Source organism: Agrobacterium radiobacter (assembly GCF_040801995.1).
In the GTDB taxonomy this organism is placed as follows: domain Bacteria; phylum Pseudomonadota; class Alphaproteobacteria; order Rhizobiales; family Rhizobiaceae; genus Agrobacterium; species Agrobacterium radiobacter.
In genome coordinates, this window is sequence record NZ_JBEGHX010000001.1 from 963,985 (window position 1) to 987,012 (window position 23,028).

The window sequence follows — 23,028 nt, forward strand, 5'->3', positions numbered from 1 at the left end:
GCGCGAACGGATTCAAGGAAACACAATATGGTAATCGGTCTTTCCCACTATCTGACGGTCAGCGCCATTCTCTTCACGATCGGCGTGTTCGGCATCTTCCTCAACCGGAAGAACGTCATCGTCATCCTCATGTCGATCGAGCTCATCCTGTTGGCGGTCAACATCAACATGGTGGCGTTCTCGGCGTTCCTGAACGACATCGTCGGCCAGGTCTTCGCTTTGTTCATTCTGACCGTCGCAGCCGCCGAAGCGGCCATCGGTCTTGCAATACTCGTTGTCTTCTACCGCAACCGCGGATCGATCGCCGTCGAAGACGTCAATATGATGAAGGGCTGATAAGGCTATGATCTACAAGGCTATCGTCTTTCTTCCACTGATCGGCTTCCTGATCGCCGGCCTGTTTGGCCGGTCGATCGGCGCCAAGGCTTCGGAATATGTCACCACCGGTCTGATGATCGTGGTCGCCATCCTGTCATGGATCGTCTTCTTCAGTGTCGCGCTTGCCCATGGCGAGCCGGGCGAGGTGATCAAGGTCACCGTGCTGCGCTGGATCCAGTCCGGCGGCATCGACGTCGAATGGGCGTTCCGCATCGATACGCTGACGGCCGTCATGTTCGTCGTCGTCAACACGGTCTCGACGCTGGTGCACCTCTATTCGATCGGATACATGCACCACGATCCGCATCGTCCGCGCTTCTTCGCCTATCTGTCGCTCTTCACCTTCGCCATGCTGATGCTGGTGACCTCCGACAACCTGCTGCAGATGTTCTTCGGCTGGGAAGGCGTTGGTCTGGCGTCCTATCTGCTGATCGGCTTCTGGTTCAAGAAGCCGTCCGCTTCGGCTGCGGCCATGAAGGCCTTCATCGTCAACCGCGTCGGCGACTTTGGTTTCATCCTCGGTATTGGCGGCGTGTTCGTGTTGTTCGGCTCGATCAATCTCGAAACCATCTTCGCTGCCGCCAGCACCTATCTGCCGGCCGAAGGTGCCGCTTCCACGGAAACGGTCATCAACCTGTTCGGCATGCAGCTGGACAAGGCCAATGCGATGACGGGCGTCTGCCTGCTGCTGTTCATGGGCGCGATGGGTAAATCGGCGCAGTTCCTGCTGCACACCTGGCTGCCGGACGCGATGGAAGGCCCGACCCCGGTGTCTGCCCTCATTCACGCCGCAACCATGGTTACCGCCGGTGTCTTCCTCGTCGCCCGCATGTCGCCGCTGTTCGAACTGTCGCATGACGCGCTTACCGTCGTGACGCTGATTGGCGCGATCACCGCCTTCTTCGCGGCGACCGTTGGTCTCGTACAGAACGATATCAAGCGCGTGATTGCGTATTCGACCTGCTCGCAGCTTGGTTACATGTTCGTGGCGCTCGGCGTCGGCGCTTATGGTGCTGCCGTGTTCCACCTCTTCACACACGCCTTCTTCAAGGCCCTGCTGTTCTTGTGCGCCGGTTCGGTTATCCACGCCGTCGATGGCGAGCAGGACATGCGTTACATGGGCGGCCTGCGCAAGCACATCCCGATCACCTTCTGGACCATGACCGTTGGCACGCTGGCGCTGACCGGCGTCGGGATCCCGGGCACGATGATCGGTTTTGCCGGCTTCTTCTCGAAGGACGTCATCATCGAATCCGCTTACGCGTCCCATTCGGTTCTCTCGGGCGTCGCCTTCACGCTGCTGGTCATCGCCGCGCTGTTCACCAGCTTCTACTCCTGGCGTCTGGCCTTCATGACCTTCTTCGGCAAGCCGCGCGCTTCCGCCGACGTGATGCACCATGTGCATGAATCGCCGATGGTCATGCTGATCCCGCTCTTCATCCTCACCGTTGGCGCGATCTTTGCCGGTGTGGCCTTCGAAGGTTATTTCTTCGGTCATGAATATGCTGAATTCTGGAAGGGCGCCCTGTTCACGCTTCCGGAAAATGAAATCCTCGAAGAGTTCCACCATGTTCCGCTTTGGGTGAAGTGGAGCCCGTTCTTCGCCATGGCGCTTGGTTTCGTGACCGCATGGTACATGTATATCAAGTCGCCAGAGACGCCGAAGCGTCTGGCCGAGACCCACCGCGGCCTCTACCAGTTCCTTCTCAACAAGTGGTACTTCGACGAACTCTATGACTTCCTCTTCGTTCGTTCCGCAAAGGCGCTTGGCCGCTTCCTGTGGAAGAAGGGCGACGTCGCCGTCATCGACCACTATGGACCGAACGGCATTGCAGCGCGTGTGGTTGACGTGACCAACCGCATGGTCCGCCTGCAATCCGGTTACCTTTATCACTATGCCTTTGCGATGCTGATCGGCATCGCGGCGCTTGTCACCTGGATGATGCTCGGGAGTGCCCTCTGATGACCGATTGGCCCATTCTTTCAACGGTCACCTTTCTGCCGCTCGTCGGCGTGGTGCTGCTGCTTCTGACGAATGAGAACGGCCCCTATGGTCGCCGCAACATTCTCAATGTCTCGCTGCTGACGACCGTCTTCACCTTCATCGTGTCGCTGTTCATCTGGATCGGTTTCGACAATTCGAACCCCGGCTTCCAGATGGTCGAGAAGCATGCCTGGTTCGGCAACATCGCCGCCTATCATCTTGGCGTCGACGGCATCTCCATGCTGTTCGTCATCCTCACCACCTTCCTCATGCCCTTCTGCGTGCTGGCAAGCTGGGATTCGATCGAAAAGCGCATCAAGGAATACATGATTGCCTTCCTGCTTCTGGAAGTGGTCATGATCGGCGTCTTTGTGGCGCTGGATACGGTTCTCTTCTACGTTTTCTTCGAAGCGACGCTGATCCCGATGTTCATCATCATCGGCGTCTGGGGCGGCAAGGATCGCGTCTACGCATCCTACAAGTTCTTCCTCTACACGCTTCTCGGCTCGGTTCTGACCATGCTCGCCATCATGGCGATGTACTGGCAGGCGGGTACGACCGACATGACCGAACTTCTGAAGTACGGCTTCCCGGCCGGCATGCAGACCTGGCTATGGCTTGCCTGTTTCGCAGCCTTCTCGGTCAAGATGCCGATGTGGCCGGTTCACACCTGGCTGCCGGATGCCCACGTTCAGGCGCCGACCGCAGGTTCTGTCATCCTTGCCGGCGTCATGCTGAAGCTCGGCGGTTATGGTTTCATCCGTTTCTCGCTGTCGATGTTCCCGCTGGCGTCTGATTATTTCGCACCCTTCGTCTTCACGCTGTCGGTTCTCGCCATCATCTACACCTCGCTGGTGGCGATGATGCAGGACGACATCAAGAAGCTGATCGCCTATTCCTCCGTTGCCCACATGGGTTACGTGACCATGGGTATCTTCGCCGCCAACGTGCAGGGCGTGCAGGGCGCAATCTTCCAGATGCTGTCGCACGGCATCGTGTCGGGCGCGCTCTTCCTCTGCGTCGGCGTGGTTTATGACCGGCTGCACACCCGCGAGATTTCGGCCTATGGCGGTCTCGTGAACAACATGCCGAAATATGCCGTCGCCTTCATGATCTTCACCATGGCCAATGTCGGTCTGCCCGGCACGTCAGGCTTTGTCGGTGAATTCCTGACGCTGATTGGTGTCTTCCGCGCCAATACGCTGGTCGCGCTGTTTGCGGCAACCGGTGTCATCCTCTCGGCCGCCTATGCGCTGTGGCTTTACCGCCGCGTGATTTTCGGCGCGCTGGAGAAGGAAAGCCTTAAAAGCATGCTCGACCTTTCGACCCGCGAAAAGGTCATCCTTTACCCGCTGGTTGTCCTGACGATCTTCTTCGGCGTTTATCCGGCTCCGGTTTTCGATGCCACCGCCGCATCGGTCGATCTTCTGGTAAACAACTATACGGCTGCACTGCAGGCGGCGCAAAATGTTGCGCTCACTATGAATTGACGACAGGACCCGTTGGACATGACCGCTGAAATCCTTTTTGCCAGTCTGCACATTGCGACGCCCGAGCTGATCCTTGCGGTCGGCGCGCTGGCGCTGCTCATGATTGGTGTCTTCTCGGGCGACAAGTCGACAACGACGGTCACCGGCCTTGCCGTTGCCCTCCTGCTCGTCGTCGGTCTCTGGATCATCTTTGCCCCCGCATCGGGCGTGGCTTTCGGCGGTGTCTACATCGCCGATGCCTTCGGCAACTTCATGAAGGTACTGGCGCTGATCGGCTCCATCACCGCCATGATCCTGGCCGTCGGCCAGGGCCGTTTCGAGCCGATCGGCCGTTTCGAATATCCGGTATTGCTGGTTCTCGCGACCCTCGGCATCCTGCTGATGATCTCGGCCAACAACCTGATCTCGCTCTACATGGCGCTGGAACTGCAGTCGCTGGCGCTCTACGTCGTCTGCGCCATCAACCGCGAAAGCCTGCGCTCCACGGAAGCGGGTCTGAAGTACTTCGTGCTCGGTGCGCTCTCCTCCGGCATGCTGCTCTATGGCATGTCGCTGGTCTACGGCTTCACCGGTAATACCGGCTTCACCGAAATCGCGCAGGTTCTGGCGGCCGAAACCCGTTCGCTCGGCCTCGTCTTCGGCCTGGTCTTCGTTCTCGCCGGTCTGGCATTCAAGATCTCGGCCGTGCCGTTCCACATGTGGACGCCTGATGTCTATGAAGGTGCGCCGACCCCGGTCACGGCATTCCTCTCGGCCGCGCCCAAGATCGGCGCCATGGCGATCCTCGTGCGCATCGTCATCGAGGCGTTCCAGCCGGTCTTTGCCGACTGGCAGCAGATCGTCGTCTTCATTTCCATCGCCTCCATGCTGCTCGGTTCCTTTGCCGCGATCGGCCAGAAGAACATCAAGCGCCTGATGGCCTATTCCTCCATCGGTCACATGGGTTATGCGCTGGTTGGTCTTGCCGCTGGCACCGAAGCAGGTATCTCGGGCGTTATTCTCTACATGACCATCTACATGGTCATGACGCTCGGCACCTTCGCCTGCATTCTCTCCATGCGCCGCAAGGAAATCGGCAATGTCGAGACTGTCGAGGATCTCGCCGGTCTTTCGTCTTCCAATCCCTTCATGGCGGTTGTGCTGACGATCCTGATGTTCTCGCTTGCTGGCATTCCACCGCTCGCCGGCTTCTTCGGCAAGTATTACGTCTTCCTCGCCGCCATTGAAGCGAAGCTCTATCCGCTCGCCATCATCGGCGTGATCGGCTCGGTGGTCGGCGCCTACTACTATATCCGCGTCGTCAAGGTCATGTGGTTCGATGAGGCCAAGGACAAATTCGAGCGTCCGGCTGGCGAACTGAAAGTCGTTTATGCGCTTTCGGCCCTGTTCGTTGTCGCCTTCATTGTCTTTGGCGGTGCGCTCGGCAACGCGGTGACTGTTGCGGCGAAGACCTTCTTTTGAGCAGCACACACAAGCATACGGGTCGGATGTCCATCGATGATTTCCGGCACGAGGCGATGGCGGAAACGCCATCGACCAATCTGGAATGTTTTGCCCGGGCAAGGGCAGGCGATGGCGGCAATCTGTGGATTACCGCCATCCGCCAGACCGGCGGCCGCGGCCGTCGCGGCCGGCCATGGGTTTCCGAACCCGGCAATCTCTACGCATCGCTTCTTCTGATCGATCCCGCGCCGATGGACCGCATCGGCTCCCTGCCGCTCGCTTTTGCGCTTGCAGTCTATCGCGCCATTCGCGCGGTGCTGCCGACGAATGGTGAACCGCTGGAGATCAAATGGCCGAATGACGTGCTGATCGGTCGCCGCAAGACCTGCGGCATCCTGATGGAAGCGGAGCTGCTGCCTGACGGCCGGCGCGCCATCGTCATCGGCATCGGCATCAATATCGCCCACAAGCCGGACAATCCGCTTTATCCCGTCACCATGCTCTCCGAACATGGCGCGTCCTGCTCGCCCGACGAGCTGTTCGCCCATCTCTTCCGCGAGACGGCTGATGTGCTGAGGGACTGGGACGAGGGCAGGGGTGTTTCCGGCATCATGACCGGCTGGCGGGCGGCCGCTTGCGGTATTGGCGAACATATCACCGTCAATTTCCCTGATCGTTCGATTGGGGGGCGTTTCGTCGGAATTGATGATAATGGTTATCTGCTGCTGGATGAAGACGAGGGCGCCAGGCGCTCCATCGCCGCCGGCGACGTATTTTTCGGATGAGGTGAACGGCGCGGCCCAGGAAGCCGCGCCGAACCGGTTCCAGAGGTTGGAGCTTTCCTGCGGCTCATGAAATGCAGGGTGACAAACCGGTTCCGCATCGGCCCGGTCGATCAGATGGTTTAACAGGTCCGATGCTGGATAGAGGCGGTGGGCACGGCAAAATGCCGTCGTCCGCGTGCTTTCGTGAATGGATAAGAAAAACAATGGCTAAACAGGACGAACTGGTCTTTATACCGCTCGGCGGTGTGGGTGAAATCGGCATGAATCTGGCGCTTTACGGCTATGGGCCGGAAAGCAAGCGCCAATGGATCATGGTGGATTGCGGCGTGACATTCGCCGGTCTCGATTTGCCGGGCGTCGATCTCGTTCTGCCTGACATCAGCTATATCGCCGAGCAGAAGAAGAACCTCAAGGGCATCATCATCACCCACGCCCATGAGGACCATTATGGCGCGCTGAATGATCTGTGGCCCGGTCTCAATGTCCCGGTTTATGCCTCGCCTTTCACCGCCGGCATGCTGGAAGCCAAGCGCGCTTATGAGGGCACGCGCGCCGAAATTCCGGTGACGATCTTCAAGGCTGGCGACCGTATCAATGTCGGGCCGTTCGAAATCGAAGCTGTTGGCGTCAACCACTCCATTCCCGAGCCGATGTCGCTGGTCATTCGCACGCCGCTCGGCAATGTCATCCACACCGGTGACTGGAAGATCGACGAAGCGCCGTCGCTCGGGCCGTTGACGGATGAGGCGCGCTTCCGCGCCATCGGCGAAGAGGGTGTGCTGGCACTGATGTGCGACAGCACCAATTCGGTGCGCGATGGTGTGTCGCCCTCCGAACACGAGGTTTCCGAAGGCCTGCGCCAGATCATCGAAAATGCCGAAGGCCGCGTGGCGGTCACCACCTTCTCCTCCAACGTTGGGCGCATCCGTTCGATTGCGCAGGCTGCTGAGGCCGCGGGCCGCGAGGTGCTGCTGCTGGGCTCGTCGCTGAAGCGGGTCGTCAATGTCTCGCAGGATCTCGGCATCATGGAAGGCATCAAGCCGTTCCTCGCAGAAGATGAATATGGTTATATTCCGCGCGACCGTGTGGTGCTGATCCTGACCGGTTCGCAGGGCGAACCGCGCGCAGCGCTCGCCAAGCTTTCCCGCGACGAGATGCGCAATGTGGCGCTCGCGTCGGGAGATACTGTCGTATTTTCCTCACGCGCCATTCCCGGCAACGAAAAGGCGATCATCGAGATCAAGAACGGCCTGATCGAGCAGGGCGTGCACATTGTCACGGACAATGAGGCGCTGGTGCATGTCTCCGGCCATCCGCGCCGTAATGAACTTCTGAAGATGTATGAGTGGACGAAGCCGCAGATCGTCGTGCCTGTGCATGGTGAGGCGGCGCATCTGGTGGCGCAGAAGGAACTGGCCGAACAGGCCGGCATTTCGCAGGTACCGAAGGTGCGCAACGGAAATGTTCTGCGCCTTGCTCCCGGCCCGGCGGAGGTTATCGACGACGTGCCACATGGCCGCGTCTTCAAGGACGGCAATCTCGTCGGTGACATGGACGAGATGGGCATCAGCAATCGCCGCAAGCTTTCTTTCGCCGGCCATGTCGCGGTCAATGTCGTGCTGGACAGCCGTTACGATTTCCTCGGTGATCCCGATGTGGTGCCTTTCGGCCTGCCGGAATTCGATGACGAGGATGAGGCGATGGAAGACACGCTTTATGACGCCGTGCTCGGCGCTGTCGAAAGCATTCCGCGCGCCCGCCGCAAGGATCTGGAGCTGCTGCGTGAAGCGGTGCGCCGCGCCGTGCGCGCCGCCGCCAATCAGAGCTGGGGCAAGAAGCCGATCGTGACGGTTTTCGTCACGAAGGTCTGAGCCGGAAAGCGGGGTATCATCCGCATGCCGTCACCCCGGACTAGATCCGGGGTCCAGCGCGATCAAGTCCTTGATCGCGTAAAGACTCCTCTCACGGCGCAGACGCGCCGTGGCTGGATGCCGGATCATCCTCGGGCTTGTTCCGGGGGCCGGCATGACGGAAGAGAGAGCGTCCGCCTTTGTCGGCGACCTGAGTGTGCCTGCTCAAAGCGCGGTTCTGTTCCTCTTTCCAAGGCTTTTTATGCATCTTGCAGGGAATTGATTCCGGTTTGCGGATGAATGCGTTACAAGAAGCGCATTGTGCAGGAGGATCACATGCCGCTTCTTTCGGTCTTCGCCGTTTATTTCATCGTCTGGTGGACGGTGCTTTTTATCGTGCTGCCGATTGGCCTGCGCACCCAGGACGATGAGGGCGATGTGGCGCTGGGGACGGTTGCCAGCGCGCCATCCAGCTTCAAGGGCGGACGTATCGTGTTGTGGACGACCCTGATCTCGGCCTTGATCTGCGGGATCTGGTACGGCGGAACCTGGTGGTTCGGCGTCAGCCTTGATGACCTGCCGAGAATTATTCCCGTTTTCGACTGAAAAAAAGCGCGGGCAATGTCCGCCCCCGCCTACATCTGCGCCCAACCTGATAGCAAGCCGAAGCGCCTGCCTATGCAAGGGGCAGTCTGCCGTGAATCTGGCTGAGACTCTGTCATATGGATGTCATATCTATCGTGCACACAGCAGGAGCTTGCCGGATGCCCGATTCATCGCCAGTAATTCTACTGGAATGATGGCCAGGAGCAGGGAAATGCGTGCAGAAGCAAAAAAAAACAAGGCCTTTCAGCCTTGTTTTCAGGTTTCGCGTGATCTGTAACCGTTACCGGGGCTGCGAACGAGCGCGCCTAAGATCTGATCCTCCCAAGACTGACCGCGAAAATGACAAGAATTTAAACTTCCTGCCTCTTTTGTAAGCTAAAGCTAGCTCAAACCCCCATGCTTGTCATCTCATTTTTTGCATATTTGTTACAGTCGGCAAAAAATTCTCTGTGGTGCAATTTGTCGCACCGGATCAAGAATAATATTCCGGCCAAAGCGTTTTGACGCGAATTAGCTATCGTGAAAATACCACAAAATCGCCTTTAACGCTCTTTGCATGGCGGGTTTTCATCTGGGTCAGAAACCGCTATATCCGGCGCCAATATCCCTCTATTCGGGGCGATTCCCGCGCCTTTTGGCGCTGTCGTCCACATCAATGGAAGCCGTCATGCGTCTTAGCCGTTATTTCCTGCCCATCCTGAAGGAAAACCCCAAGGAAGCCGAGATTGTCTCTCACCGCCTCATGCTGCGCGCCGGCATGATCCGGCAGCAATCGGCTGGCATCTATTCCTGGCTGCCGCTCGGCAAACGCGTGCTCGACAAGGTCAACAAGATCATCCGCGAGGAGCAGGACCGTTCCGGCGCCATCGAGCTTCTGATGCCGACGCTGCAGACCGCCGAGCTCTGGCAGGAGAGCGGCCGTTATGACGACTACGGCAAGGAAATGCTGCGCATCAAGGACCGCCAGGACCGCCAGATGCTCTATGGCCCCACCAACGAGGAGATGATCACCGACATCTTCCGTTCCTATGTGAAGTCCTACAAGAACCTGCCGCTGAACCTCTACCATATCCAGCTGAAGTTCCGCGACGAGGTGCGTCCGCGCTTCGGCACCATGCGCTCGCGCGAGTTCCTGATGAAGGACGCCTATTCCTTCGACCTCACCAAGGAAGACGCGATCCATTCCTACAACAAGATGTTCGTGGCTTACCTGCGGACCTTCGAGCGCCTTGGCCTGCGCGCTATTCCCATGCGCGCCGATACCGGCCCGATCGGCGGCAATCACAGCCATGAGTTCATCATTCTGGCCGATACCGGCGAATCCGAAGTCTTCTGCCACAAGAGCTTCCTCGACCGCGGCATTCCAGCTGAAAGCACCGATTTCGACGATGTCGCGGCGCTGCAGGGCGTGTTCGACGAGTGGACGACCGATTACGCAGCCACGTCCGAAATGCACGACGAGGCCGCCTATGACGCCATTCCCGAAGGCGAGCGCCTTTCCGCGCGCGGCATCGAGGTTGGGCACATCTTCTATTTCGGCACCAAATATTCCGAGCCTATGGGCGCGAAAGTGCAGGGCAAGGACGGCAAGGAACACCCCGTCCACATGGGTTCTTATGGCATCGGGCCGACACGCCTTGTTCCCGCCATCATTGAAGCATCGCATGACGAGAACGGAATCATCTGGCCGGCCTCGGTCGCTCCTTTCGACGTCGTGATCATCAACATGAAGGCTGGCGATGCGGCCTGCGATGCGGCCTGTGAAAAGCTGTATTATCAGCTCTCCAACGCCGGCAAGGATGTTCTCTACGACGATACGGACGACCGGGCGGGCCAGAAATTCGCCACCGCTGATCTGATCGGCGTGCCGCTGCAGATCATCGTCGGCCCGCGTTCGGTCGCGAATGGCGAAGTCGAAGTGAAGGATCGCAAGACCGGCGAGCGGGAGACCGTGACGATCGAGGCGGCGATGAACAAGGTGCTCGCCTAAGCGCGAATGGAAGACGGAGCGGCTTCACCCGAAGTCCGCTCCGGTTTCGTAGCGCAGATGTAGCAGAAATATGGGCCGGTTTTCGGAAAAGACCGGCCTTGCAGTTTGAGATCAGGGAGACGACATGGCACAAGCCGAGGCTGACAAGGGTGCGGCTGTTTCCGCCGGGGCAAAGACCGCCCGGCCGTTTTCCGCTTTCGAACGCATGGTGGCCTGGCGCTATCTGCGGTCGCGGCGCAAGGAAGCATTCATTTCCGTCATCGCCGGTTTTTCCTTTGTCGGCATCATGCTGGGCGTGGCGACGCTTATCATCGTCATGGCTGTCATGAACGGGTTCCGCACGGAGCTGATTTCCCGCATTCTCGGCATCAACGGCCATATGATCGTGCAGCCGATTGACCAGCCCTTCAATAATTATGATGAGTTGGCTAAGAAATTCGCCGCCGTACCCGGCGTCACCATGGCTCTGCCGCTGGTGGAGGGCCAGACATTGGCTTCCGGTCGTGGCGGTGCGGGTTCCGGCGCTCTGGTGCGCGGTGTGCGCCAGGAGGATATCGACAAGGTCAAGGAAGTCGCCACCAACATCAAAACCGGCGACCTCGTCGGCTTCATGGCGGGTGACGGCGTTCTCGTCGGCTCCAGGCTCGCCGCCCAGCTTGGTGTTACGGCGGGTGACGATATCACCCTCATATCACCAGAAGGTGACGTAACGCCGATGGGCGTCAATCCGCGCGTCAAGTCTTACAAGATTTCCGGCGTCTTCGAGATCGGCATGTCGGAATACGACGCATCGATGATCTATATGCCTCTGTCCGAAGCCCAGCTTTATTTCAATGCCGACGGCATCGTGCAATCCATTGAGCTTTATGTGAGCCGCCCGGATGATGTCGATGGCATCCGTCCGCTGGTGGAGCAGGCGGCCGAAAGGCAGATCTACATTACCGACTGGAGGCAGCGGAACCAGACCTTCTTCTCCGCCCTGCAGGTGGAACGAAACGTCATGTTCATGATCCTCACCCTCATCGTGTTGGTGGCGGCGCTGAACATCATTTCCGGCCTCATCATGCTGGTGAAGGACAAGGGCAGCGATATCGCCATTCTGCGCACCATGGGCGCAAGTTCGGGCGCGGTGATGCGCATCTTCTTCATGACAGGTGCGGCCATCGGTATGGTCGGCACCTTCGCCGGTGTGGCGCTCGGCGTCATCGTCTGCCTCAACGTGGAATCCATCCGGCAGTTCTTCTCCTGGATTTCGGGCACGGTGCTGTTTGACCCGCAGCTTTATTTCTTGAGCCAGCTTCCGGCAGAAATGGATATCAGCGAAACGATTTCCGTTGTCATCATGGCGCTCACGCTCTCTTTCCTGGCAACGATCTTCCCGGCATGGCGGGCTTCCAAGCTCGATCCGGTGCAGGCCCTGCGTTACGAATAAGGACCGCTTCGCAATATGGCAAAAAAAACAGTGCTGCGGCTCACCGGCGTTGAGAGAACCTATGGTCAGGGCGAGACGTCGCTTTCCATTCTGCGCAAGGCCGATTTTGAATTGAAGAGCGGTGAGATGGTGGCGCTGGTCGCCCCTTCGGGCACCGGCAAATCAACGCTGCTGCATCTGGCAGGCCTGCTGGAACATCCCGATGCCGGCGAGGTCTATATTAACGACGCGCCCTGCAACGGCCTGCCGGATGAAACGCGCACCGCGATCCGCCGCAGCGATATCGGCTTCGTTTATCAGTTCCATCACCTCCTGCCGGAATTCTCGGCGGTGGAAAATGTGATGATGCCGCAGCTCATCGCCGGTCTCACCCAGGCTGAAGCTCGCAAGCGCGCCAGCGCGCTGCTCGACTATATGCGTGTGGGGCATCGCGGCGAACACCGTCCGGCCGAACTCTCGGGCGGTGAACAGCAGCGTGTCGCCATTGCCCGCGCCGTCGCCAACGCGCCGCTCCTGCTGCTCGCCGACGAGCCGACCGGCAATCTCGATCCGGAGACCGCGCATTATGTATTCGACGCGCTGGAGGCGCTGGTGCGCCAATCTGGCCTCGCGGCGCTGATTGCCACCCACAATCATGAACTCGCCGCCCGCATGGACCGGCGCGTAACGCTCGCCGACGGGAAGATCGTCGATTTCTGACCATGGGATTGCGCGGGGATGATCCTCGCGCATCACCATGCCTTCCGGAGCGACCGGAACGACTACGCTGGTCGTTGCCGTGAGGGAACGAGGACGAACCGTCGCGAGCCCGGATCAATCTCTCCGGCGCCTCCTGAAGAATAGCTGTTCTCTGAATTTGATTTTTTTCCGAAACCGGAGGCGTTTTTTGCCTTCGGGTTTTTCGCTTTGGAGTCAGCGGCTTGCCGTTCCCTTGATCGGAACCGAAGGCGATTCTCGTACATTAGCAAGAGGAATATCAGCAGAACCCTGTTGACAATCGAACAAAATGAGAACAAAGTTGGAACATAACGAGTAAGGAGAGGCCAATGACTGATTTCATCCGTGACGTTGCTGCTTTCGCTTCCATCGCTGTCTTTGTTGCCAGCTTCTCGGTGATCCTCACCGCCCTGTGAAGAAGACACCGGCGCAGAAGCCTGTATGGACGCCGCAAAGCGGTGGACATTAAGCGCCGGAAATCGGAAAATCGCCCCCTCGATTCAGAATGACAGGATGATGATATGGGCGATGCGGTTATGCGTGGAGAGACCTCTGGCGAAACGTTGAAGACCCCCGGTTTCGTCCATCTTCGGGTTCATTCCGCTTATTCCCTGCTTGAGGGGGCGTTGCCCCTCAAGAAAATCATGTCCAAGGCCGTCGCGGACGGCCAGCCGGCCATAGCCATTACCGACACCAACAACCTCTTCGTCGCGCTGGAGTTTTCCGAAAAGGCGCGCGATGAGGGTCTGCAGCCGATCATCGGTTGCCAGCTGTCGATCGACATGCAGGATGCGGCGGAGGATCGCCGCAACCACAATAGCCATCTTCAGAAACTTCCCGCCATCGTTCTGCTGGCCGCCAATGCCGAAGGTTATGAGCGGCTGGTGGATATCGTCAGCCGCGCCTATCTGGAAGGCGAGGGCAGTGGCGGTCATTCCGTGCATATTACCCGTGCATGGCTGGAAGAGGCCTCCAATGCGGGGCTGATCGCGCTGACGGGCGCTTCCGGCGGACCGGTGGATATGGCCTTGAAGGAAGGCCATGCAGCGCAGGCGAAAGAGCGGCTGCTGACATTGAAGTCACTCTTCGGGGACAGTCTCTACATCGAATTGCAGCGCCAGTCCGGCTACGACCGTTCCCATGAGCGGCGCATGATCGGCCTTGCTTACGAGCATGATATTCCGCTGGTTGCCACCAATGAAGCGTTCTTCCCCTCCAAGGCTGATTACGAGGCGCATGATGCGCTGATGGCGGTGGCGCACAACGCCATCGTCTCCGATGACAGCCGGTTCCGGTTGACGCCCGACCATTACCTCAAGAGTCGTGAGGAGATGGTGGCGCTTTTTGCCGACATTCCCGAGGCGCTCGAAAACACTGTCGAGATCGCGCTCCGCTGCTCCTTCGTGCTGAAGAAGCGTGGCCCGATCCTGCCGCGCTTCACCGGCGCCAGCGACGACCCCGAAGCGGCGGAACGCGCTGAAGCCGAGGAGCTTCGCCGCCAGGCAGTAGAGGGGCTGGATCAGCGGCTGGCAGCGCTCGGCATGGCGGCCGGTTATACGGAGCAGGAGTATCGCGACAGGCTGGATTTCGAACTCGGCGTCATCTCGCGCATGAAGTTTCCCGGTTACTTCCTGATCGTTGCCGACTTCATCAAATGGGCCAAGCAGCATGATATTCCGGTAGGCCCTGGCCGTGGTTCGGGTGCGGGTTCGCTTGTCGCTTACGCGCTTACCATTACCGACGTCGACCCCCTGCGCTTCTCGCTGCTGTTCGAACGCTTTCTCAATCCCGAACGCGTATCGATGCCCGACTTCGATATCGACTTCTGCCAGGACCGCCGTGAAGAGGTGATCCGCTACGTGCAGGCCAAATATGGTCGCGAGCAGGTGGCGCAGATCATCACCTTCGGTTCGCTGCAGGCGCGCGCGGCCTTGCGTGATGTCGGCCGCGTGCTGGAAATGCCCTATGGGCAGGTGGACAAGATCTGCAAGCTGGTGCCCAACAACCCGGCCAATCCGACGCCGCTGTCAAAAGCGATCGAGGAAGAGCCGCGCCTGCAGGAAGAGGCGGACAAGGAGCCGGTCGTCGCCCGCCTCTTGGATATCGCCCAGAAGATTGAGGGGCTTTACCGTCACGCCTCCACCCACGCCGCCGGTATCGTCATTGGCGATCGGCCGCTCTCCAAGCTGGTGCCGATGTATCGCGATCCGCGATCCGATATGCCGGTCACCCAGTTCAACATGAAATGGGTGGAAAGCGCCGGCCTCGTCAAATTCGACTTCCTCGGCCTGAAGACGCTGACGGTGCTGAAGGTGGCCGTCGATTTTGTTGCCAAGCGTGACATCAAGGTCGATCTCGCCGCCATCCCGCTGGATGACGCCAAAACTTACGAGATGCTGTCGCGCGGCGAAACCATCGGCGTGTTCCAGGTGGAAAGTGCCGGCATGCGCAAGGCGCTGATCGGCATGCGGCCGGACTGCATCGAGGACATCATCGCGCTGGTGGCGCTTTATCGTCCCGGCCCGATGGAGAACATTCCGGTCTATAACGCCCGCAAACATGGCGAGGAGGAGCTGGAATCAATCCACCCGACCATCGACCATCTACTCAAGGAAACGCAGGGCGTTATCGTCTATCAGGAACAGGTGATGCAGATCGCCCAGGTCCTGTCAGGTTATTCGCTCGGCGAAGCCGATCTTCTGCGCCGCGCCATGGGCAAGAAGATCAAGGAGGAGATGGACCAGCAGCGTGAGCGCTTCGTCGATGGCGCCATCAAGAATGGCGTCTCGAAGCCGCAAGCCAACACCATCTTCGACCTTCTGGCGAAATTCGCCAATTACGGCTTCAACAAGAGCCATGCCGCCGCCTACGCCATCGTGTCCTACCAGACCGCCTATATGAAGGCGCATTATCCGGTAGAGTTCCTCGCGGCCTCCATGACGCTCGATATGGCAAACACGGAAAAGCTCAACGATTTCCGGCAGGATGCAGGCCGCCTTGGCATCGAGGTCGTCGCACCTTCGGTGCAGACGTCCTTCCGCCAGTTCGAGACAGGTGAAAACCGCATCTATTATTCGCTGGCCGCCATCAAGGGCGTAGGCGAGGGAGCGGTGGAACACATCGTCCAGGTTCGCGACGGCAAGCCGTTCACGAGCCTTGAGGATTTCTGCCTGCGCATCGACCCCAAGCAGATCAACCGGCGTGTGCTGGAAAGCCTGATCAATGCCGGCGCTTTCGATTGTTTCGGCCGCGACCGCGCCGAGCTGATCGGCGGGCTGGACCGCATTATCGGTTATGCGCAGATGGCGCAGAACAATCGCACCATCGGCCAGTCGGACATGTTCGGTTCCGGCGGCGGCAACGGCCCGGAAAAGCTTGTCCTGCCCGCTTTCCAGCCCTGGCTCGCTTCGGAAAAACTGCTGCGTGAATATCAGGTTCTCGGTTTTTACCTCACCGCCCATCCTCTCGATACCTATCGCCCCGTGCTGGAAAAGTTGCGGGTGCAGAATTTCGCCGATTTTTCAGCGGCGGTGAAACAGGGTGCGACCGCCGGGCGTCTGGCCGGCACCGTCACCGGCAAGCAGGAACGCAAGACCCGCACCGGCAACAAGATGGGCATCGTCACCTTCTCGGATGCATCAGGGCAATATGAAGCGGTGCTGTTTTCCGAAGGGCTCGGCCAATTCCGGGATCTGCTGGAAGTCGGCAAATCGCTTGTTATCACCGTGCAGGCGGAAGAGCGCCCGGAAGGCATCGGCCTGCGTATCCAGACGGCGCAGTCGCTTGAAGAGAAATCCGTGCAGATGCAGAAGGCTCTGCGCGTTTATGTCCGCGATTCCGGTCCGCTGAAAACGGTCGCCCGCCATCTCAACACCAAGGGTGACGGCTCGGTCTATTTCATCGTCATCAAGGATGAAGGCAGCCGCGAGATCGAGGTGGAACTGACGGAGAAATACCGTATCTCGCCGGAAATCGCCGCTGCGCTGCGGTCCGCACCCGGTGTCGTTGACGTGGAACTGGTGTGAGGCTCGCGCCTCACACGTCGCTCATACCGGCCCTTCTTTCGTAACGGTGATGAAGTCCGTTCCGGCGCCTGTTTCCATCTGGTGACTAATGTCGGAAACGGTGATCGAGCTGCCGCTTGAAAGCTCCTGTTCGATACGGCTGCGTATCTCTGCGGGTATTTCGAGGCGGCTGAGCACGGCGCTCAATTGATCGAAGCCGCCAGGGGCCTCGGTAACGGTGATTCCGAGCCGCTTGCGGGCTGCCGCCGGCAGGTGGTTTTCGAGCGTCACGCCGTTCCATTCGGCAGTTCCAGCCGCGCGGTCCACGGTCACAGCCTCGAAGAAGTGGGTTCCGAGCGCCACTTCCGGGTCCTTGATGTCGATGGCTGCTTCGAACAGCGGTTTGAAATCCTGCCGCACCATGATCTGGCCGGTCGGCGGATGGTCTTCACCGGCGGAGGCATAAAGCGCCGCCACGAAGGCGTCGGTCAGAAGCGGTCCGGTGGTCTTCAGCCCCTTCCAGCGCTTGAAACCATTGATTGCGCTGATCGTCATCTCTCCGGTGTAACCATCGGCAGAACCAGCATCGAAGCCGAGACGGGTCAGCACGGTTTGAATATCCATCACCTTTTCGCGCTCGCCACGCCGGGTGATGAGAATGCGCAGGGGTGAGGGTTCTCTGGCCTTCGCCACCGGCTTGAGGGACTGGGTCTTTTCATTGACGGCAACCTCAACCGTGCCCAAGGCTGCATCGAATGTCGCCGGGCGCAACTCCACATCCGAAAGAAGCAGCTTGCCGTCATCGGCATCGTCGCGCGGGGCGAACAGCGCCGGATGCTGTACGAAGCGCAGCGAGACCGGGCGATCGGTGATGATGACATGGACGCCAGTGCGCGTGTCGCCGAAAAGTGACCTGGCGAATTTGGAAGGCAGGCGCACGCAGCCATGCGAGGCCGCATAGTTCGGCACCTTGCCTTCGTGCAGCGCGATACCGGACCATGTCAGCCGCTGCATGAAGGGCATGGGTGCAGCCGAATAGATATTCGACTCATGGTATTTTCGCTTTTCCAGAATGGAGAATATGCCGCTCGGCGTCTCATGACCGGCCTTGCCGGTGGAGACTTTCGAGGTGGCGATGATTTCGCCATTTTCATAAAGCGAGAGCGACTGATCGCTTTTTGATACCAGAATCTGCAGCGCGCGGCTGTCAGCGGCTAGCGCCGGAAAAGCGAGAATGCTGGCCGACAGCATGCCAGCCATAAGACGGAGGCGAAGGGACATGACGCAATACACCACATGCACAAAACTTGCCTCACTCAACCACGCGAAGTTTAATGAAGTTTAAGGACGTCCCATTCGCAACATCACTAATTTGTGTAAAATCTAAAATATTTCGGGTGCGACGTGACGGGGGCGGGATTGCGCGGCCCCTCGCACAACCCAGCGGGCATTATTTGCGTGTTCCGAAAGTATAGCCGGTCTCGACGCTGCCCTTGCCGAACTTGTCGCGCAGCTTGTCCATCGCCGCTTCCGCCGCCGCCCGCCGTCCCGCCTGTCTGTCGACGAGATCGGGAGGGTCGGCGAGGCCCGCATCGCGCAGATCGCTGACGCCAATGCCGATGAGGCGAAATTTGGTGCCGTCGGTTTCTTTCTCCAGCAGCGAGAGGCCGGTGCGGAAAATCCGGTCGGCAAGCTGCGTGGGATCGTCCAGCCTGCGGTTGCGGGTGCGGAGCTTGAAGTCGGCCGTCTTCATCTTCAGCACCACCGTCTGACCGGCAATGCCGCTTTTCTTCAGCCGCCAGGCAACCTTTTCGGATAGAGAGCGCAGGATCGGCACCAGATCCTCATGGCGGGAAATATCGTTGAAGAAGGTGGTTTCGGAAGAGACGCTTTTGACGGGGTCGTTATTATGCACGTGCCGCTCGTCAATGCCGCGTGAAAGCCGGAAGAGGCGCTGCCCCATCACGCCATAACGGCGCATCAACTCGCTTTCCTCCATCTCCTGCAGCTGCGCGATCATGCGGATGCCGTCCGCTTCCAGCGTCGCCGCAAAGGCCTTGCCCACGCCCCAGATGGTGGTTACCGGCCGCGCCGCCAGAAAGGACAGCGCTTCCGCTTCACCGATCACTGAAAAGCCGCGCGGTTTTTGCAGGTCGGACGCGACCTTGGCGAGAAATTTGCAATAGGAAAGCCCGGCTGAAACGGTTACGCCCACTTCCTTTTCCACGCGCCGGGCGAATTTCGCCAGCACACGGGCCGGTGGATCGTGATGCAGCCTCTCGGTGCCGGAAAGATCGAGAAAGGCCTCGTCTATGGAAATTGGCTGTACGAGCGGCGTCAATTCCTGCATCATCGCCCGGATTTCGCGCCCGACACGGCTGTATTTCTCCATGTCCGGTTTGATGACCACCGCGTCAGGACAGGCTTCCAGCGCCTTGAACATGGGCATTGCGGAGCGCACGCCCTGAATGCGGGCGATATAACAGGCGGTAGAAACCACCCCGCGCTTGCCGCCGCCAACGATTACGGGCTTGTCGGCCAGTTCCGGATTGTCTCGTTTTTCAACAGAGGCATAAAAGGCGTCGCAGTCGATATGGGCAATGCTCAGATCGTAGAGTTCGGCGTGATAAACAAGGCGCGGGCTGCCACAGGCGCGGCAACGCCTCAACCCTTCTGGCTGGCCGGCCAGACAGTCGCGGCAAAAACCAGGATCATAAGGGTGCGACGTGGACATGAGCCGAAAACAAAACCAGAACGTTGCCGACCATACTCCGGCCGTGACGACGGCTCAAGGGGCGTTGACGACAAAGCCCAGATTTCAAACTCCGGAGAATGGGAAAAGCTTGCATAGCGGCGGGAAATATTTGATCTTGACTCATATTTGTAGTTACAATTGTAGATGATTTTTTACGCATGTTTGAATGGGATGAAGAGAAAAACCGGTCCAACATCCGAAAGCATGGCGTCGGATTTCGGACTGCGATTCGAATCTTCGAAAATGCGGTCCTGTCATGGGTCGATGATCGCGTAGCGTATGGCGAGACGCGTTATCACACCATCGGGCAGATCGAAGGAATAGTATTTCTGGCGGTCATTCATACCGATCGTGCCGGTCTCATCCGCATCATCTCCGCCCGGCCGGCAAACCGCCGTGAAAGGAAACGTTATGACGAAGAAATACGAAAAAGAACTGAGCCTTGAAGAACTCGCCGCCTTGCCGGACGAGAAGATAGACTACAGCGATATTCCCGAATTGGATGAGCGCTTCTGGGCGAACGCAAAACTCGTGGAGCCCGAGGGAACACAGCAAATAACATTGCGGGTCAAGAAATCCGTTGTCGAGGCGTATAAATCCACCGGGAAGGGATACCAGACACGCATGAACGCCGTTCTGGAATCTTATGCCCGCACGTTGCTGAAACGCTGACTGTCTCCGTCTCTCGGCCCGTCAATACACGCCCGAATCGAGCCCCGGGCCGGAAAAGTGATGCCAGGCGGCCGCCACTGCTTCGGGGGAAGTGTCGGTCGCGGCGCAAAATGCCATCAGATCGGGTTCGTGGCTCATCAGAAAATCGGTGAGCCCCGCCAGAAAGCCGGGATCGTTGACGGCCTGGCGCAGCATGTTGGCCTGCAATCCGCTCAGCGCCAGAAAACGCGCCAGCATGTCCGGTTCGTTTGCCAGCCAGCCAAGTATGGCGGCGGCCGTTTCTTGCGGATCTTTGCCGGCATTGCCTTTGTTTTTCGTATCGCGCAGCATTTCTTCCCCGAAGTTACCTATTTTGAAACCAAATCCCTCTAGCCTTGCGCAACAAATGGACGATGGAATCGGTTCTCTGACACCCTATATGTCTGGATGAAGGTTTCAAAGCGAAACGGGGACTGCTCACCATGCCCAAGCAGGTCATGATAGTCGAAGATAACGAGCTGAACATGAAGCTCTTTCGCGACCTGATCGAGGCGTCTGGTTATACGACGATCCAGACGCGCAACGGCATGGAAGCGCTCGATCTCGCCCGCAAGCACCGCCCGGACCTCATCCTCATGGATATTCAGCTGCCGGAAGTTTCGGGGCTGGAGGTGACGAAATGGCTGAAGGAAGATGACGAGCTGCATGTCATTCCGGTCATCGCGGTCACGGCTTTCGCCATGAAGGGCGACGAGGAACGCATTCGCCAGGGCGGATGCGAGGCCTATGTGTCGAAGCCGATTTCCGTTCCGAAGTTCATCGAAATCATCAAGACTTATCTGGGCGATGCGTGAGGCGACTGGGGAACGGTTATGACGGCGAGAGTTCTGGTTGTTGACGATATTCCGGCCAATGTGAAGCTTCTCGAAGCGCGTCTTGTGGCGGAATATTTCGATGTCGTCACTGCCGAGGATGGTTTCAAGGCGCTGGCTATCTGCGACGAGGAGCAGGTCGATATCATCCTGCTCGATATCATGATGCCGGGCATGGACGGGTTCGAGGTCTGCGAAAGGCTGAAGGCCAATCCGAATACGGCGCATATTCCGGTCGTGATGGTCACCGCACTCGATCAGCCGTCGGATCGCGTGCGCGGCCTCAAAGCCGGCGCCGACGATTTTCTGACCAAACCGGTCAACGACCTGCAGCTGATCGCCCGCGTCAAAAGCCTGGTCCGCCTCAAGGCCGTCAGCGATGAGCTGCGGCTGCGCGCCGAGACCGCACGGCAGATCGGCATCGAGGAGATGCTGCGCAGCGATGGCCTGATGCAGACGCCCGGCCGCGTATTGGTGGCGGACGGCCGCGCCAGCTCGCAGGAACGTATCGTCCGGGCGCTCAAGCCGATTGCAGAGGTCGATGCTGTCACGGAGCCGCAGGCGGCGCTGCTCAAGGCGGCGAGCAATCCCTTCGAACTCGTCATCGTCAATTCCAATTTCGAGGACTACGATCCGCTGCGGCTGTGCTCGCAGCTTCGCTCGCTGGAACGCACCCGTTTCCTGCCGCTGCTTCTGGTGGCGGAGCAGGGGGCGGATGAGATGGTGGCGCGCGCGCTCGATCTCGGCGTGAACGATTATATTCTCCGCCCGATCGATCCGAACGAACTCGTCGCCCGCTCGCTGACGCAGATCAGGCGCAAGCGTTATAACGAGCATCTGCGGCTCAATCTCCAGCACACGATGGAACTTGCCATTGTCGACGGGCTGACTGGCCTCAACAATCGCCGCTACCTCGACAACCACCTGAAGATACTGTTCGACCGCGCCGCCGTTCGCGGCCGTCCGATCTCCATCTGCATGACCGATATAGACCGCTTCAAGCTGGTCAATGATACCTATGGCCATGATGTCGGCGATGAGGTGCTACGGGAGTTTGCGGCACGCATCCGCAGCACGGTGCGCGGTGCGGATCTTGCCTGCCGCTATGGCGGCGAGGAGTTCGTCGTCGTCATGCCCGATACGCCGATAGAGCTTGCGGCAAGTGTCGCCGAGCGCCTGAGGGCGATCGTGGAGGACAAGCCCTTTTATGTCCGTTCCATCGACCGGGAATTGAGCATTACCGCCTCTCTCGGCATAGCCACCAGCAGCGGCGCCTTCGGTGCGCCGGACGAAATCCTGAAACATGCGGACAAGGCGCTTTACGAGGCGAAACACGCCGGCCGCAACCGCGTCGTGGCGGCCGCCGCTTGAACCGGCGGCGGCGGATTAACTAAAAATATTCCGCAATCTCTCCGTCATGTCCCGGCGAAATATTCGCTCGGAAATCGGGCATGGACACCGCCAGACTGCAAGCCATTGACCTTGGATGTATTTTATCGTTTTGCAATGAAAGGGTGCAGCTTAACGATATAAATAGAGTTCAAGTTGAAAAACACGTTGAATTCAATCTCTCCGGCAACTATAGTGTGCCAGCTTTGTATACTTAACCATGTTTCCCAGGTGATATGTCTCTGGCTTAAGAATTTCTTGATTTTTATTTTACTTCTGCGCACACTCACAATTGAGAATAACAGTTCTTCCGGCGGTTTATCCGTCTTGCGATGATGAATGATTGCGGCTTAGCCGTCGCGATTTCGCTCGTCAGGGGCTGGTATTGCGTAGTTTGAATGCCCCATGATGCTCAGGTCCGCCGCATCTCCTGAATCGTGGGGTCGGTCGGCTGACGATGTCCGAATCGGTTCCTCGTGCCGTAATCACATCGTTGGCCGACCGCCTTATTTCCGAAAATTGCCTGCTCTTGGTACACGCGTTGCAGCGTAGCGACTTGCGCAGTCGTCTTCCTTACGCGACGCGACGAGGTCGTCACGCGGCAGGGGCGGATGGCTGTAACGCCCAGCATACCCTCTGAACACATGAACGATTGCGGTGGTGAGTGGTGCGTCAGACCATG

At 58.8% G+C, this 23,028-nt stretch carries 18 protein-coding genes; 15 read left to right on the forward strand and 3 right to left on the reverse strand.

The features are described 5' to 3' along the window. Nucleotides 1-27 precede the first annotated feature (27 nt). From nuoK to dnaE, 11 genes are all read left to right on the forward strand, one after another. On the forward strand, nt 28-336 hold the full coding sequence (gene nuoK, locus MRBLRC7O_RS04925) for an NADH-quinone oxidoreductase subunit NuoK (RefSeq protein WP_003502389.1): 309 nt from the start codon (nt 28-30) through the stop codon (nt 334-336). 7 nt (nt 337-343) lie between these two features. Continuing rightward, nucleotides 344-2,341 (forward strand): NADH-quinone oxidoreductase subunit L, encoded by a 1,998-nt coding sequence (gene nuoL, locus MRBLRC7O_RS04930; RefSeq protein WP_003502391.1) that lies wholly within the window; start codon nt 344-346, stop codon nt 2,339-2,341. Continuing rightward, complete coding sequence (locus MRBLRC7O_RS04935) at nt 2,341-3,852, forward strand: NADH-quinone oxidoreductase subunit M (protein ID WP_080866092.1); 1,512 nt, start codon at nt 2,341-2,343, stop codon at nt 3,850-3,852. The genes nuoL and MRBLRC7O_RS04935 overlap by 1 nt, the downstream gene beginning before the upstream one ends. A gap of 18 nt (nt 3,853-3,870) precedes the next feature. Beyond that, the gene (gene nuoN, locus MRBLRC7O_RS04940; protein WP_003502395.1) at nt 3,871-5,313 is read left to right on the forward strand and encodes an NADH-quinone oxidoreductase subunit NuoN; all 1,443 of its coding nucleotides are present in this window, start codon (nt 3,871-3,873) and stop codon (nt 5,311-5,313) included. A gap of 26 nt (nt 5,314-5,339) precedes the next feature. Then, entirely contained in the window at nt 5,340-6,080 is a 741-nt protein-coding gene (locus tag MRBLRC7O_RS04945; RefSeq protein WP_003502397.1) for a biotin--[acetyl-CoA-carboxylase] ligase, read from the forward strand. 203 nt (nt 6,081-6,283) lie between these two features. Continuing rightward, a complete protein-coding gene (locus tag MRBLRC7O_RS04950) occupies nt 6,284-7,951 on the forward strand; it encodes a ribonuclease J (RefSeq protein WP_003502399.1) in 1,668 nt (555 codons plus the stop codon). Nucleotides 7,952-8,230: 279 nt separating this feature from the next. Further along, nucleotides 8,231-8,536, forward strand: a complete 306-nt coding sequence (locus tag MRBLRC7O_RS04955; protein ID WP_003502403.1) for a DUF1467 family protein — start codon at nt 8,231-8,233, stop codon at nt 8,534-8,536. 667 nt (nt 8,537-9,203) lie between these two features. Beyond that, nucleotides 9,204-10,526, forward strand: a complete 1,323-nt coding sequence (gene proS / locus MRBLRC7O_RS04960) for a proline--tRNA ligase (protein WP_003502405.1) — start codon at nt 9,204-9,206, stop codon at nt 10,524-10,526. 124 nt (nt 10,527-10,650) lie between these two features. Next, on the forward strand, nt 10,651-11,958 hold the full coding sequence (locus MRBLRC7O_RS04965) for a lipoprotein-releasing ABC transporter permease subunit (protein WP_003502407.1): 1,308 nt from the start codon (nt 10,651-10,653) through the stop codon (nt 11,956-11,958). Nucleotides 11,959-11,973: 15 nt separating this feature from the next. Beyond that, on the forward strand, nt 11,974-12,657 hold the full coding sequence (locus tag MRBLRC7O_RS04970) for an ABC transporter ATP-binding protein (RefSeq protein WP_003502409.1): 684 nt from the start codon (nt 11,974-11,976) through the stop codon (nt 12,655-12,657). A 539-nt stretch (nt 12,658-13,196) separates the two neighbouring features. Continuing rightward, nucleotides 13,197-16,700, forward strand: coding sequence for a DNA polymerase III subunit alpha (dnaE, locus tag MRBLRC7O_RS04975; RefSeq protein ID WP_003502411.1), 3,504 nt, complete (start codon nt 13,197-13,199; stop codon nt 16,698-16,700). 21 nt (nt 16,701-16,721) lie between these two features. Here the strand turns inward: dnaE and MRBLRC7O_RS04980 are convergent, their stop codons facing one another. Both MRBLRC7O_RS04980 and MRBLRC7O_RS04985 read right to left on the reverse strand, forming a co-directional pair. After that, nucleotides 16,722-17,960, reverse strand: coding sequence for a L,D-transpeptidase family protein (locus MRBLRC7O_RS04980; protein ID WP_003502413.1), 1,239 nt, complete (start codon nt 17,958-17,960; stop codon nt 16,722-16,724). Nucleotides 17,961-18,129: 169 nt separating this feature from the next. Continuing rightward, entirely contained in the window at nt 18,130-19,413 is a 1,284-nt protein-coding gene (locus tag MRBLRC7O_RS04985; RefSeq protein WP_080866093.1) for a DNA polymerase IV, read from the reverse strand. A 179-nt stretch (nt 19,414-19,592) separates the two neighbouring features. On the opposite strand from MRBLRC7O_RS04985, the gene MRBLRC7O_RS04990 reads away from it, so the two are divergent. Beyond that, complete coding sequence (locus MRBLRC7O_RS04990; protein ID WP_080866094.1) at nt 19,593-19,880, forward strand: BrnT family toxin; 288 nt, start codon at nt 19,593-19,595, stop codon at nt 19,878-19,880. Next, nucleotides 19,846-20,106, forward strand: a complete 261-nt coding sequence (locus MRBLRC7O_RS04995; RefSeq protein WP_003502419.1) for a BrnA antitoxin family protein — start codon at nt 19,846-19,848, stop codon at nt 20,104-20,106. Before MRBLRC7O_RS04990 ends, MRBLRC7O_RS04995 begins: the two co-directional genes overlap by 35 nt. A gap of 21 nt (nt 20,107-20,127) precedes the next feature. Here MRBLRC7O_RS04995 and MRBLRC7O_RS05000 read toward each other — a convergent pair whose 3' ends face one another. Continuing rightward, nucleotides 20,128-20,436 carry a DUF3572 domain-containing protein gene (locus tag MRBLRC7O_RS05000; protein ID WP_003502421.1) on the reverse strand — a complete coding sequence of 103 codons (309 nt, stop codon included), beginning with the start codon at nt 20,434-20,436 and terminating at the stop codon, nt 20,128-20,130. Between the two features lie 131 nt (nt 20,437-20,567). Here MRBLRC7O_RS05000 and MRBLRC7O_RS05005 point away from each other — a divergent pair, with 131 nt between their 5' ends. Beyond that, complete coding sequence (locus MRBLRC7O_RS05005) at nt 20,568-20,939, forward strand: response regulator (protein WP_003496409.1); 372 nt, start codon at nt 20,568-20,570, stop codon at nt 20,937-20,939. Nucleotides 20,940-20,957: 18 nt separating this feature from the next. Beyond that, entirely contained in the window at nt 20,958-22,328 is a 1,371-nt protein-coding gene (locus MRBLRC7O_RS05010; RefSeq protein WP_020810760.1) for a PleD family two-component system response regulator, read from the forward strand. Nucleotides 22,329-23,028: the final 700 nt, after the last annotated feature.

What these genes read in the sequence shown, in the direction of transcription:
- nuoK (WP_003502389.1), top strand. Translation starts at nt 28, where the DNA reads ATGGTAATCGGTCTTTCCCACTATCTGACGGTCAGCGCCATTCTCTTC.
- nuoL (WP_003502391.1), top strand. Translation starts at nt 344, where the DNA reads ATGATCTACAAGGCTATCGTCTTTCTTCCACTGATCGGCTTCCTGATC.
- MRBLRC7O_RS04935 (WP_080866092.1), top strand. Translation starts at nt 2,341, where the DNA reads ATGACCGATTGGCCCATTCTTTCAACGGTCACCTTTCTGCCGCTCGTC.
- nuoN (WP_003502395.1), top strand. Translation starts at nt 3,871, where the DNA reads ATGACCGCTGAAATCCTTTTTGCCAGTCTGCACATTGCGACGCCCGAG.
- MRBLRC7O_RS04945 (WP_003502397.1), top strand. Translation starts at nt 5,340, where the DNA reads ATGTCCATCGATGATTTCCGGCACGAGGCGATGGCGGAAACGCCATCG.
- MRBLRC7O_RS04950 (WP_003502399.1), top strand. Translation starts at nt 6,284, where the DNA reads ATGGCTAAACAGGACGAACTGGTCTTTATACCGCTCGGCGGTGTGGGT.
- MRBLRC7O_RS04955 (WP_003502403.1), top strand. Translation starts at nt 8,231, where the DNA reads ATGCGTTACAAGAAGCGCATTGTGCAGGAGGATCACATGCCGCTTCTT.
- proS (WP_003502405.1), top strand. Translation starts at nt 9,204, where the DNA reads ATGCGTCTTAGCCGTTATTTCCTGCCCATCCTGAAGGAAAACCCCAAG.
- MRBLRC7O_RS04965 (WP_003502407.1), top strand. Translation starts at nt 10,651, where the DNA reads ATGGCACAAGCCGAGGCTGACAAGGGTGCGGCTGTTTCCGCCGGGGCA.
- MRBLRC7O_RS04970 (WP_003502409.1), top strand. Translation starts at nt 11,974, where the DNA reads ATGGCAAAAAAAACAGTGCTGCGGCTCACCGGCGTTGAGAGAACCTAT.
- dnaE (WP_003502411.1), top strand. Translation starts at nt 13,197, where the DNA reads ATGGGCGATGCGGTTATGCGTGGAGAGACCTCTGGCGAAACGTTGAAG.
- MRBLRC7O_RS04980 (WP_003502413.1), bottom strand. Translation starts at nt 17,960, where the DNA reads ATGTCCCTTCGCCTCCGTCTTATGGCTGGCATGCTGTCGGCCAGCATT.
- MRBLRC7O_RS04985 (WP_080866093.1), bottom strand. Translation starts at nt 19,413, where the DNA reads ATGTCCACGTCGCACCCTTATGATCCTGGTTTTTGCCGCGACTGTCTG.
- MRBLRC7O_RS04990 (WP_080866094.1), top strand. Translation starts at nt 19,593, where the DNA reads ATGTTTGAATGGGATGAAGAGAAAAACCGGTCCAACATCCGAAAGCAT.
- MRBLRC7O_RS04995 (WP_003502419.1), top strand. Translation starts at nt 19,846, where the DNA reads ATGACGAAGAAATACGAAAAAGAACTGAGCCTTGAAGAACTCGCCGCC.
- MRBLRC7O_RS05000 (WP_003502421.1), bottom strand. Translation starts at nt 20,436, where the DNA reads ATGCTGCGCGATACGAAAAACAAAGGCAATGCCGGCAAAGATCCGCAA.
- MRBLRC7O_RS05005 (WP_003496409.1), top strand. Translation starts at nt 20,568, where the DNA reads ATGCCCAAGCAGGTCATGATAGTCGAAGATAACGAGCTGAACATGAAG.
- MRBLRC7O_RS05010 (WP_020810760.1), top strand. Translation starts at nt 20,958, where the DNA reads ATGACGGCGAGAGTTCTGGTTGTTGACGATATTCCGGCCAATGTGAAG.